Genomic DNA, 11757 nt, shown 5'->3' with positions numbered 1-11757 from the left:
CCGCGGGCGGGGGGGGCGTAAAAACCCAACACAGCCCCCCACCCCCCCCCCACCACCGTCCGTAGTGACAATCGAGCTTCGGGGTGGTGGGCACCAAGCCACTCGCCGGCCGCGCCGATCAGGCGGAGATCCCACAGAGGACGCTCGCCCGCACGGGGTCGCAGGCGGCGGGCACCAAGCCACCCGCCGGCCGCGCCGATCAGGCGGAGATCCCGCAGAGAGCGCTCGCCCGGGGTCGCAGCGCGGCGGGCACCAAGCCACTCGGCCAAGGCGACCCACCACCACCCGCGGGGGCGCCCCCCGGGTCCAGCGTATCGGCGCCGACCGACAACAACGGCGAAAGAACGCCCATCACCGCCGCTTTGTCCACATTGCCGTCACCCCGTGGACAACCGGCCGCACATTCACACATCTGAACAACCCACCTGTCGAACGTGTCGAACGACGCCGCTCGGAGCCGCGCAACCGCCATAGGTAGGAAACTTAACCATCGGATGTTGAACCAATTGGCATCCACAACTACTCGCATTGTTGCGAAACTTTCCAAGATCTACCGCAGATACATCGGAGGTGTTACCGTCCAACCCCAGCCAGCGGAAAGGCGTGCCGCTCAGCGGGAAATGGAGGGCGTCGTGGGACCGGAGCGCGGGCTCGAACAAAGCGGAACTCTCGAACGCGGGCTTGCCGTGCTGGAGCACGTCGGGCGGCACCAGGAGATTTCCACCAATGCGATCGCGCGGCAACTGGGGCTTTCCCGCAGCGCCGCCTACCGGATCGTCGGCACCCTCAAGAACCTCGAGTACCTCGAAGCCGACCAGGTCACCGGGCGGGTGCGGCTCGGCACGCGGCTCGTCGAACTCGGGGCCCGGGCGATGGCCGCCACCGATCTGCACCGGTGCGCTCCGCGGTACCTCGCCTCGCTCGCCGAACGGTCCGGCGAAACCACCTACCTCGCCGTTCCCGACAACGACACCATGGTCTACGTCGCCACCGAACGCAGTGCCAGTGCCGTCACGCTCGCCTGCCGGCTCGGCACTCGGCGGCCGCAGCACGCGACGTCGCTCGGAAAGGCGTGGCTCGCCGCGCTGCCCGAGGCCGATCGGCTCGAACGGGTGCGGCGGATGAAGCTCGACTCGCTCACCCTCAAGACCATCATCGACCCGCACCGGCTGCTCGACGAGCTCGCGAAGACCAGCCGCCGAGGGTGGGCGATCGACGAGGTCGAGAACGAGCCCGATGTCGGGTGCGTCGCCGCTGCCGTGCGGGATCACTCGGGGCGGCCGATCGCCGCCATCAGCATCGCCGGGCCCGCTCCGCGCGTGCTGCGGCGGCTCGACGAACTCGGGGCCTCGGTGGCCGGGACCGCCGCCGCCCTGTCGCTGCGGCTCGGGTACGTCCGGAGCCGGCCGGCCTGACCACCCGCGAAACCGGCAAAGGAGCCGACCGTGACCTGGATCCAGGACTACCAGCCGGCGGGCGGGCTGTGGCTTTCCGCGCTGCTCGCCGCGCTCCCGATCATCGTGCTGCTGGTTTCACTCGGGGTGATCCGGTTCTCCGCGCACCTCTCCGCGGCGCTGGCGCTGGTGACGGCGCTCGGCGTCGCCCTCCTGCTCTACCGGATGCCGGCCGCGCTGGCGTTCGACTCCGCCGCGATGGGCATCGTGTTCGGCGTGTGGTCGGTGGCCTGGATCGCCTTCCACGCCGTGTACTTCCACAACGTCACCGTCGCCACCGGCCGGTTCGACGCGATCAAGCGGGTGCTCGCCGGGTTCAGCGAGGACCGGCGGCTGCAGGCGCTGCTCATCGCGTTCAGCTTCGGCGCGCTGCTCGAAGGGGTCGCCGGCGGTGGGTCGCCGATCGCGATCACCGCGGCGATGATGGCCGCGCTCGGGTTCCCGCCGGTGAAAGCCGTCGTGCTGGCGTTGCTGGCGAACACCGCGCCGGTCGCGTTCGGTGGCCTGGGCAACCCGCTGATCGTGCTCGGCCGGCTGACCGCGCCGATCCTGCACCTCAAGCAGGACCAGGCGACCGAGCTCTTCTCGGCGGCGGTCGGCCGCCAGGTCCCGCTGCTGGCGCTGATCATCCCGGCGTTCCTGGTCGTCGTCCTGGCCGGCTGGAAGCGCATGCTCGAGGTGTGGCCGGCCGTGCTGACCGCCGGGCTCGCTTTCGCGGCCATGCAGTTCGTCGCGTCCAACTACATCAGCGCCAGCCTGGTCGACGTCCTCGCCGCGCTCACCGCGATGGCCGCGCTGTGGATCCTGACCCGCTTCTGGCAGCCGGCGACGGTGTGGCGTTTCGACGGCGAGGAAGCCACCCCGGCCAAGAGCCTCGGCGCCGCCCAGGCCGAGCGCGGCGCGCTGTACGCGTGGATGCCCTACATCATCCTGATCCTGGCGATCTTCCTGTCGCGGATCGGGACGATCTTCAAAAACCTCCCCACCTGGCTCGACCTGACGAAGCTGCTGCACCAGGCCGACTGGGTCTTCGCCTGGCCGGGGCTGCACAACCACGTCGTCCAGCACCCGCCGATCACCGCGAAGAACGCGCCGTACGCGGCGACGCTGACCGTCGACTTCCTCTTCTCGCCCGGCACGGTCGCGCTGATCGCGGCGGTGATCGCCGGGTTCGCGATGGGCGGGCGGGCGAAACTGCTGCTGACGACGTACGCCAAGACGCTGCACCAGATGCGCTGGGCGCTGGCGACGATCTTCATGATCCTCGCGATCGCCTTCGTGATGAACTACTCGGGCGCGACGCAGACGCTGGGCCTGGCCCTGGCGACGACCGGCGTGGTCTTCCCGCTGTTCTCGGCCTACATCGGCTGGCTGGGCGTGTTCCTGACCGGCTCGGACGCGTCGACGAACAGCCTGTTCGGCCCGATGCAGGTGATCTCGGCGCAGCAGCTGAACCTGAACCCGATCCTGGCCGGCGCGACGAACACCTCGGGCGGCGTGATGGGCAAGATGATCTCGCCGCAGAACCTGTCGATCGGCGCGACGGCAATCGGGCAGAGCGGTAAGGAGGGATCGCTGCTGCGGCAGACGTTCCTGTGGTCGCTGCTGCTCACCGCGGTGGTCGGCGTGATTTCGCTCCTCCAGGCGACGATCCTGACGGCGCTGATCCCGTCGCCCTAGGCTGGGCGGCATGACGTCTGAAGCGCTGGCCTCGTTCGGCTACGAGCTCGGGCTCCTCAAACGCGTCCGCCGGTCGGGCTGGTGGCACGCGGGGGTCCGCGACCCGGAGTCGGTCGGCGAGCACAGCCTGCGCGCCGCCCAGCTCGCGGCGCTGCTCGCGGCGGAGGAAGGCGCGTCCCCGGAGCGGGCGGCCTTCCTCGCGCTGTGGCACGACACGCAGGAGACGCGCACGGGCGACCTCCCGCTGACGGCGGGCGACTACCTGCGCAAGCCGGAGCCGCGGCAGATCACCGCCGACCAGACGGCCTCGCTCCCCGAGCGGTCCCGGGACCTGGTTCGCGAGGCCGTCGACGAGTACGAGACGCGGAAATCCGCGGAAGCGTTGTGCGCCAAGGACGCGGACAAGCTGGAGATGCTCCTGCAGGCCCTGGAGTACCGGGACATCGGCGTCCGGCCGGTCGACGAGTGGATCGAGTCGGCGCGGAAGGGCCTCAAGACGGAGACGGCGAGGAAGGTCGCCGAGGCGGCGATGACGCTGTCCCCGCTCGCCTGGCGCGGCCGCTAACCGCGGGGCGGCATGACCATCGGGCGTCCGGTGCCGAGGCCGCCGTCCACCAGCACGGACGTCCCCGTGAGGTAGGAGAAGTCGGGCGACGCCAATGCGACCACGGCGGCGGCGATCTCCTTCGGCTCCGCCATCCTCGGCAGGCCGTGGACGTTCAGCGGGCCCCACGCCCGCTTGAACTGCGCCCACTGGTCGTCGGGGATGCCCGCCGGGCGGACGAACGCGGTGTCGGTGGTCCCCGGGTCGATGGACAGCACCCGGATTCCCTGAGCACCGTAGTCGAGCGCGGCGGCCTTCACGATGCCCTGGATCGCCCGCTTGCTGGCGGTGTACGCCGCGTGCCCGGGCCGGGTGTGCTCGGCTTGCGACGACGCGGTGCAGATGATGACGCCGCCGTTTTCGAGCAGGTGCGGGACCTCGTGCTTGATCGCGAGGAAGACCCCGCGCGCGTTGGTCCGCTGGACGTCCTCCCATTCGTCGACGCCGATTTCGTGCAGCGGCTTCGCGAGCGTGATACCCGCGTTGTTGAACGCGACGTCCAGCCGGCCCCAGCGGCGCACCACCGCGTCCACAAAGGACTCGACCTGGGCCGGCTCGCGGACGTCGGCCCGGACGTAGCACCCGCGGCCGCGCAGCTCGCGCTCCACCTCACGGCCGAGTTCGGCGCGCCGGCCACAGAACCCCACCCGGGCGCCCTGGGCCGCGAACGCGAGCGCGGCCTCCCGCCCGATGCCCGAGGTGGCGCCGGTGATCAGCACGACCTTGCCGTCGAACCGGCCCTGCACCGGAGCCGAAGCCGAAGCCGAAGCGCTCGACGCCCCGGCGAGCACGGCCGCCGCACTCGCGGCACCGCCGCCCAGGACAGCCCGCCTGGTCACAGTTTTTCCCACAGTCCCCTCCATTCGGATAGTCTAACTATCTGAAATGGATAGTATTGCTATCCGCCTGAGAGACGCCTCAGCCGGCGACCGCCGTCGCGCGGTCCAGCAGCAGCGCGCGCTCGCGGGAGTTCTCCGTCATCTCCGCGGCCCGCCGGAACTCCTGCTCGGCTTCCGCGCGGCGGCCGAGCTTCTCCAGCAGGTCGCCGCGGACGCTGGGCAGCAGGTGGTAGTCCTTCAGCGCCGGGTCGCCGGCAACCGCGTCGACCACTTCCAGGCCCGCCTCCGGCCCGTACGCCATCGCCACCGCCACCCCGCGGTTCAGCTCGATCACCGGGGACGGCTGGAGCTTCCCGAGGCCTTCGTAGAGCGCCGCGATGCGGGCCCAGTCCGTTTCCCCGGCCGTCCGCGCCCGGGCGTGGCACGCCGCGATCGCCGCCTGGGCCGAGTACGGGCCGTACGCGCCTTCGGCGATGTGCTCGGACAACGTCAGCGCCGCGAGGCCGTGCTGGATCAGGAACCGGTCCCAGCGGGCGCGGTCCTGGTCCAGCAGGAGCACCGGCTCGCCGTTCGGGCCGGTGCGGGCCGTCGCGCGCGACGCCTGCAGCTCCATCAGCGCCACCAGGCCGTGGACCTCCGACTCGCCCGGCATCAGCCCGGCGAGCACGCGGCCGAGCCGCATCGCCTCCTCGCAGAGCGCCGGCCGCATCCAGTCGTCTCCGCGCGTGGCCGAGTAGCCCTCGTTGAACACCAGGTAGATGACCTCGAGCACGGACGACAGCCGGGCGACGCGCTCGTCGCCCTCCGGCACCTCGAACGGCACCTTCGCCGCGGCGAGGGCCTTCTTCGCCCGGACGATCCGCTGGGCGATCGTCGATTCGCGGACCAGGAAGGCGCGCGCGATCTCGTCGGTGGTCAGGCCGCCGAGCATGCGCAGCGTCAGCGCCACCCGCGCCTGCGTGTTCAACACCGGGTGGCAGGCGACGAACAGCAGGCGGAGGACGTCGTCCTCGATGTGGTCGTCGAGCGCCGCGTCGAAGTCGGGCAGGACGCCGTCGCCGAGCCGCTGATCGCGCCCGACCTCCTCGAGTTTCTCCGCGTACCGCTCGTTGCGGCGGAACTGGTCGACCGCGCGGCGCTTGGCGATCGTCATCAGCCACGCGCCGGGGTTGCGGGGCACGCCGGCGTCCGGCCACTGCTCCAGCGCCGCGACCAGCGCGTCCTGCGCCAGTTCTTCGGCGAGACCGACGTCGCCGCGAGCCATCCGGGCCAGGCCCGCGATGAGGCGCGGCGACTCGATCCGCCAGACCGTTTCGACCGTTCTCCGGGCGTCCGCAACCGTCACCCGGCCATCAGACAGGGTGATCTTCCGCGGTGCAACCCACTACTCGTCGATCGGCCGGATCTCCAGCACGCCCTCGCCCGGGCCGAGGTTCGGGACCTGCTTCATCAGCTCGACGATCTCCTCGAGGGACTCGCCCTTGAGCACCCAGAACCCCGCGATCAGCTCCTTGGTCTCGGCGAACGGGCCGTCGATGACCTTCGGCTCCGCGTCGCCCTGGAACAGCACGCGCGAGCCGTCGGCGCTGGACGTGAGCCCCTCGGCGAGCTCGATCCGGCCCTCGGCGAACAGCCGCTCGTTGAACTTCGTCATCTCGGTCAGCTCTTCGGCGCTGGGCTGGAACCCGGGTGCCTCCGACTCGGGACTGGCCTTGACGATCACCAGGAACCGCATGGTCACGCCGGCCCGGCGGACTGGGCCCGCATCCGGCCCTCCATTTCGGCCACTTCCGGCGTCATGTTCTCGAAGTCCGACGCCTCGGCGACCCGCCGGATCTCGACCTCGCCGGCCTGGCCCTCGGGGTTGGGCATCCGCTTGATCCACTCGATGCACTCTTCGCGGTCCCGGCACTGCAGGATCCAGAAGCCGCCGACGAGCTCCTTGGTCTCGGCGAACGGGCCGTCGACGACCTTGGGCTCCTCGCTGCCGGAGAAGATGACGCGCGCACCCTGCGAGCTCGGGGTGAGCCCTTCGCCGGCGAGCAGGACACCGGCCTTGACCAGCTCTTCGTTGAACTTGCCCATCTCCTCGAGCAGCTCGGCGCTGGGGCCCTTGCCCGCCTCGGAGTCTTCGTTGGTCTTGACGATCACCATGAACCGCACCGCGGTCTCCCTTCGTTCGCTTCTGCCTACGCGTCGAACGGCCGGGCGCCGGATCGACAGCCGTCGCAAAAAACTTTTGGCGCGGGAAAACTAGCAGCTCAGGACCGATTCCGGGGGACAAACCGGACCGCGGATCACCGGCCGGCCGCACCGGCCGCCGCGCTCGTGCGCGGGGGCACCCGGCTAATCTGCCCGTCGTGGCGGTACTCCCCGATGATCTCTCCTCCGCGCTCGACGACGAGCTCGCCCGGCACCCCGTGGCCCGGCTGACCCAGTCCGTCGATCGCCTCAGCGCGCGCTACCGCCAGGGTGATGCGGCCACTTCGCCGATCCTCAGCTCCGAAGCCGACGTCGCCGCGTACGCCGGCTATCGCATGCCGGCCACCTACGCCGCCGTACACGCCGTCCTCGCCGAAGCCGCCCTACGCGCTCCCGGCTTCGAGCCGCGTACCCAGATCGACGTCGGCGGGGGCACCGGTGCCGCCGTGTGGGCGGCCGCGGACGTGTGGCCTTCGCTGGCCGAGTGCTCCGTGCTGGAGCAGGTCGCCGGGGCCATCGGGCTCGGCAAGCGGCTCGCCTCCGGCAGCAGCCGGGGCGCGGTTCGGAACACCGAGTGGCGGCGCGGGTTCGTCGATCCGGCGTCGCCCGCCCCCGACGCCGACCTCGTCACGCTCTCCTACGTACTCGGCGAACTGCCGGACGCCACGCGCACCGACGTCGTGCGGTGGCTGGCCGCCGAAGCCACCACGGTCGCGCTCATCGAGCCAGGCACGCCGGCCGGCTACGAACGGATCCGGGCCGCCCGGGCCGAGCTGATCGAGCTCGGCCTGCACGTGGTCGCGCCGTGTCCGCACGACGGCGCGTGCCCGATCGTGCCCGGCCGGGACTGGTGCCACTTCGCCGCGCGGCTGCCGCGCTCGGGCCTGCACCGGCGGCTGAAGGCGGGCACGCTCGGGTTCGAGGACGAGAAGTTCTCCTACGTCGTCGCGTCGCGGCTCCGGCCCGAGCCGCCGGACGCGCGGATCATCCGGCACCCGAAGAAGCACAAGGGCTGGGTGGCGCTGGACCTCTGCACGGCCGACGGGCTGAAGCCGGGGGTGGCGGTTTCGAAGAAGCAAGGCCCGCGCTACCGGGACGCCCGCGACGCCGAATGGGGCGACGGCTGGTCTTCCGCCTGACCCGGCCTACGGCATGTGGACCGTGCGGAGGAACTCCGGCAGCCGCCACGGTCGGCGGCCGCCGACGCGGACCTTGCCGGTGCCCACCGCGCGCAGCGGGGAAATCCGGCCGAACATCATCGGCACCAGGACGGCCGGGTCGAAGGTCAGGCGCGCGTCCGCCGTGCCGTCGGGTTCTTCCGCCCGCAGCTCGCCGTGCTGCAGCACCAGCATCACCGGCGCCGTGTGGTCGGACCGGAACTCCACCGCGACCCGGCGGGGCGACGGCTTGGCGTGGGCGAGCAGGCGTCCGAGGTCGTTGCGGACCATGCCGGTGAAGAACAGGTCCAGGAACATCCCCACGTGCGCCGCCTCGATCCGCCACTCCTGCCCGCTCGCGCGGGCGATGTCGTGGCCGTGGATCTCCAGCTCGTTGAGCAGGTGCGCGAACAGGCCGGGCAGCGGCACCCGGCTGCCGCCGAGCCAGTCGATCACCTTGTCCGGGCCGTACTCGCCGCCGGCGCGCAGCAGCTCGGCGACGTCCGCGCGCAACTGCTTGGCCAGCAGGCGCGGGTCACGCTCGGGGTAGGCCTCCTGCGCGACGTCGTTCATCGCCGAGACCGTCTCGATGGTGGCCTTCGCGATCTGCTCCTCCAGCTCCGGCAACGGCAGCGAGCGGCCGTCGCCGTGCACCAGGGCCGTGTAGACGTGCGCGATCCAGCCGACGTGCGCCGCCGTCTCGGCGACCGACCAGACCCCGATCGCCTTGGCGCCCGGGTCCGGCGCGTTCTCCACGATGTCCGCGAACCGCTCGCCGGTCTCCGCCAGCGCGGTCCGCACCGCCTCCCACTGTGCATTCGTCACAGACAAAACGGTAGGCGGCGGAGGCCACACCCGGTTCTTCGAAGGTGCGGTTATCTTCTGCGGGTGGCCCGGATCCTGCCCCGGTCGACCCGGTGGCGGGTCGCCCTCTTCGCCGCCCTCGCGTCGGCCGTCGTGCTCGGCTTCGGGGCGTACTGGTTCGTGAACGCGCTGCAGAGCAGCCTCGAACCCAACGCCGGCGCCCGGGCGAGCGACAAGGCCGACGCGCTGCTCGCGCTGCTGAACGCGGGCGTCGCCCCGGCCGACGTGCCGAAGCGGTACCCCAAGGGCGGCGGGTACATGATCAGCCTGCAGGCGGCCGACTGCTCGCTCGGCCGCCCGGAGAAGTTCTCCGGCAGCGAGCCGGTCCGGGTCTACGGGCCGGACTGCGTCATCGTCCAGCCGTTCGGCCTCGACGACCAGCTCTACCGCACGTCCCGGACGAAGGACCGCCACTACGCGGTCGTGTCCGCGGAGGAGCTCGACCCCGTCGGCCTCGAGACGGTGGCCACCGCGCGGCAGCTCCTCTGGGGCGGGGTGCCGGCCGCCTCGCTGTTCATCGGCGCCGTCGCCTGGTTCGCCGTGCGGCGGTCGCTGCGCGCGGTCGGGGCCATCCGCGCCGAGGTCGACGGCGTGCGCGCGACCGACCTCGGCCGCCGCGTCCCCGTGCCCGACTCCGGTGACGAGATCACCGAGCTCGCCGTCACGATGAACGAGATGCTCGCGCGGCTCGACCGGTCCGTGCAGCGGCAGAGTCAGTTCACCGCGGACGCCTCGCACGAGCTGCGCACGCCGCTGGCGTCGATGCGCACCCAGCTCGAGGTCCAGCTCGCCCACCCCGACCAGCTCGATTGGCGCCACAGCTTCGAAAACGCCGTCCTGGACGTCTCGCGGATGGAAACCCTCACCGGGGACCTGCTGCTGCTCAGCAAGCTCGACACCGGCCGGCCGGCCGGGACCACCCGGATCGCGCTCGCCGACCTCGTCACCGGGCACCTGGCCGAGCGGCTCCCTCGCGACGGCGTCGAGGTGCGCCCGGACCTCCACGACGACCCGGTGGTGCAGGGGCACGCGGGACGGCTGGAGCGCGTCCTGCGCAACCTGGTCGACAACGCCGAGCGGCACGCGGAGAGCCGGGTGACGATCACGCTCGCCGCCTCCGGCGGCCAGGCCGTGCTGACCGTGCGCGACGACGGGCCCGGCATCCCGGCCGAGGACCGCGAGCGCGTCTTCGACCGGTTCGTGCGGCTCGACGACGACCGCGCCCGCGAAGACGGCGGCTCCGGGCTCGGCCTGGCGATCGCCGGGGAGATCGCGCGGGCGCACGGCGGCACGTTGCGCGTCGCGGAGAGCACGTCCGGCGCCTGCCTGGAGCTGCGCTTGCCGCTTGCCTGAAGACCTCTTCAGCTTGCTTAAGCTCCGGTTCAGCGTGGCCGCACGAGCATCCCGCCATGCTGATCGATCTCGCGCCGTCCCCCGCGCGCACGCGCGAAACCCGCGCGATCCCCTCCGTCGTCGCCGCGGTCGCCTTCGCCGGGTATGCCGGCTGGTCGCTGCAGCGGCTGCGGACGTTCGACGCGAGCGGGTTCGACCTGGGGATCTTCGAACAGGCGGTGCGGTCCTACGCGCACGGGCACTGGCCGGTGTCGGACCTGCTCGGCGCGGACTGGCCGACCCTCGGCGACCACTTCCACCCGATCCTGGCGGTACTGGCGCCGTTCTACCTGCTCTGGCCGTCACCGGGGTGCCTGCTGGTCGCCCAGGCCCTGCTGTTCGCGCTGTCCGCGGTGCCGGTGACGCGGTGCGCGAGCCGGCTGCTCGGCGCCCGCCGGGGTGCGCTCGTGGGCGCCGGGTACGTGCTGTCGTGGGGTCTGCTGTCCGCCGTCAACTTCGACTTCCACGAGGTCTGCTTCGCCGTCCCGATGCTGGCCTTCACCACCGAGCACCTGCTGCACGAACGGTGGCGGGCCGCGGTCTGGTGCGCGCTGCCGCTGGTGCTGGTCAAGGAGGACCTGCCGCTGACGCTCGCCGCGGTCGGCGTGGTGCTGGTGCTGAACCGGCAGCGGCGGCTCGGCTGGACGGTGATCGTCTTCGGCGTCGTGACGTCCGCGCTGCTGTTCCTGGTCGTGCTGCCGGCGCTGAACCCGGCGGGCGCGTACGCGCACGGCAGCGGCTTCAACCCGTTCGGCGGGGCCATCGTCAAGGTCTCGATGCTGCTGGCCTTGCTCGCGCCGACGGCGTTCGCGGCGCTGCGGTCACCGCTGCTGCTCCTGGCGGTGCCGACGCTCCTGTGGCGGCTGGTCTCGGCGAACGACCGCTACTGGGGCCTGGGCTACCACTACAGCGCGGTGCTGATGCCGATCGTGTTCCTCGCCGGCGTGCACGGCGCCCGCCGGCTCGCCCGGTGGGTGCCGGTGTGCGCGGTGGTCGCCGGGCTGGCTTCGCTCGGCCTGCAGGCGGCGCACCTGACCGACGGCGTCTGGACGCCGGCGCAGCGGGCGGGGATCGAAGCCGTCCTGGCGCGGATCCCCGACGGCGCGACGGTGCTGGCGTCCAACCGCCTGGCCCCGCACCTGACGTCCCGCTGCACGGTGCTGTTCTTCGACGGCGTGACGGACGAGCGGCCGGAGTGGGTGGTCGTGGCTCAGCCGGAACAGTCCTGGCCGACGACACTCGCGACGAAGGCGGCGGCACTGGCGGACCTGGAGACCACGGGGTACCTGCGGGTCGACGGGACGGACGCCATCGTGCTGCTCCACCGTGAGTAGGGAACTCGCAGCGGTAACCGGCCAGTCGGGGGGCGTGCCGGCCGGTTACCGCCGCACCGAAGAAGAGGGAACCCTCCGCCAGGAATGACGCCCGGGTCCGCGCTTCACTCGATCGAGTGACGCCAGGCCCTGTCCCCAAGCGCCCCAATGTGGCGTTGGTTGCGTCAGACGCACCGAACGCCACATTGGGTGCATCTGACGCACCGAACGCCACTTTGGGGCGTTTGGGCT

At 71.7% G+C, this 11757-nt stretch carries 11 protein-coding genes; 6 read left to right on the top strand and 5 right to left on the bottom strand.

Translation table 11 applies throughout. The annotated features are described in order from the left end of the window. The first annotated feature begins 632 nt into the window (after window positions 1-632). The 3 genes from ACWEVN_RS41375 to ACWEVN_RS41365 are packed head-to-tail and all read left to right on the top strand — an operon-like array spanning window position 633 to window position 3699. A complete protein-coding gene (locus tag ACWEVN_RS41375) occupies window positions 633-1415 on the top strand; it encodes an IclR family transcriptional regulator (RefSeq protein WP_086837775.1) in 783 nt (260 codons plus the stop codon). A 30-nt stretch (window positions 1416-1445) separates the two neighbouring features. After that, window positions 1446-3134 (top strand): L-lactate permease, encoded by a 1689-nt coding sequence (locus ACWEVN_RS41370; protein WP_449688046.1) that lies wholly within the window; start codon window positions 1446-1448, stop codon window positions 3132-3134. A 10-nt stretch (window positions 3135-3144) separates the two neighbouring features. Further along, window positions 3145-3699, top strand: a complete 555-nt coding sequence (locus ACWEVN_RS41365; protein ID WP_452054926.1) for an HD domain-containing protein — start codon at window positions 3145-3147, stop codon at window positions 3697-3699. Here ACWEVN_RS41365 and ACWEVN_RS41360 read toward each other — a convergent pair. The 4 genes from ACWEVN_RS41360 to ACWEVN_RS41345 form a co-directional block, all read right to left on the bottom strand. Next, complete coding sequence (locus ACWEVN_RS41360; protein ID WP_452054925.1) at window positions 3696-4577, bottom strand: SDR family NAD(P)-dependent oxidoreductase; 882 nt, start codon at window positions 4575-4577, stop codon at window positions 3696-3698. The genes ACWEVN_RS41365 and ACWEVN_RS41360 overlap by 4 nt on opposite strands. Before the next feature lie 79 nt (window positions 4578-4656). Continuing rightward, window positions 4657-5922, bottom strand: coding sequence for an RNA polymerase sigma factor (locus ACWEVN_RS41355; RefSeq protein WP_452054924.1), 1266 nt, complete (start codon window positions 5920-5922; stop codon window positions 4657-4659). A gap of 39 nt (window positions 5923-5961) precedes the next feature. Continuing rightward, the gene (locus ACWEVN_RS41350) at window positions 5962-6312 is read right to left on the bottom strand and encodes a YciI family protein (protein ID WP_449688054.1); all 351 of its coding nucleotides are present in this window, start codon (window positions 6310-6312) and stop codon (window positions 5962-5964) included. Between the two features lie 2 nt (window positions 6313-6314). Beyond that, complete coding sequence (locus ACWEVN_RS41345) at window positions 6315-6740, bottom strand: YciI family protein (protein ID WP_449688049.1); 426 nt, start codon at window positions 6738-6740, stop codon at window positions 6315-6317. A 197-nt stretch (window positions 6741-6937) separates the two neighbouring features. On the opposite strand from ACWEVN_RS41345, the gene ACWEVN_RS41340 reads away from it, so the two are divergent. Next, the gene (locus tag ACWEVN_RS41340; RefSeq protein WP_452054923.1) at window positions 6938-7918 is read left to right on the top strand and encodes a small ribosomal subunit Rsm22 family protein; all 981 of its coding nucleotides are present in this window, start codon (window positions 6938-6940) and stop codon (window positions 7916-7918) included. A gap of 6 nt (window positions 7919-7924) precedes the next feature. Here the strand turns inward: ACWEVN_RS41340 and ACWEVN_RS41335 are convergent, their stop codons facing one another. Further along, complete coding sequence (locus ACWEVN_RS41335; protein WP_452054922.1) at window positions 7925-8761, bottom strand: maleylpyruvate isomerase N-terminal domain-containing protein; 837 nt, start codon at window positions 8759-8761, stop codon at window positions 7925-7927. 63 nt (window positions 8762-8824) lie between these two features. Here ACWEVN_RS41335 and ACWEVN_RS41330 point away from each other — a divergent pair, with 63 nt between their 5' ends. Together ACWEVN_RS41330 and ACWEVN_RS41325 are read left to right on the top strand one after the other, a co-directional pair. Next, a complete protein-coding gene (locus ACWEVN_RS41330; protein WP_452054921.1) occupies window positions 8825-10153 on the top strand; it encodes a sensor histidine kinase in 1329 nt (442 codons plus the stop codon). A 56-nt stretch (window positions 10154-10209) separates the two neighbouring features. Beyond that, window positions 10210-11526, top strand: a complete 1317-nt coding sequence (locus ACWEVN_RS41325) for a DUF2079 domain-containing protein (RefSeq protein ID WP_452054920.1) — start codon at window positions 10210-10212, stop codon at window positions 11524-11526. Window positions 11527-11757: the final 231 nt, after the last annotated feature.

Source organism: Amycolatopsis sp. NPDC003861 (assembly GCF_053605405.1).
Note: the sequence above shows the minus strand (reverse complement) of the source record. Positions and strands in the feature narration are given on the sequence as shown.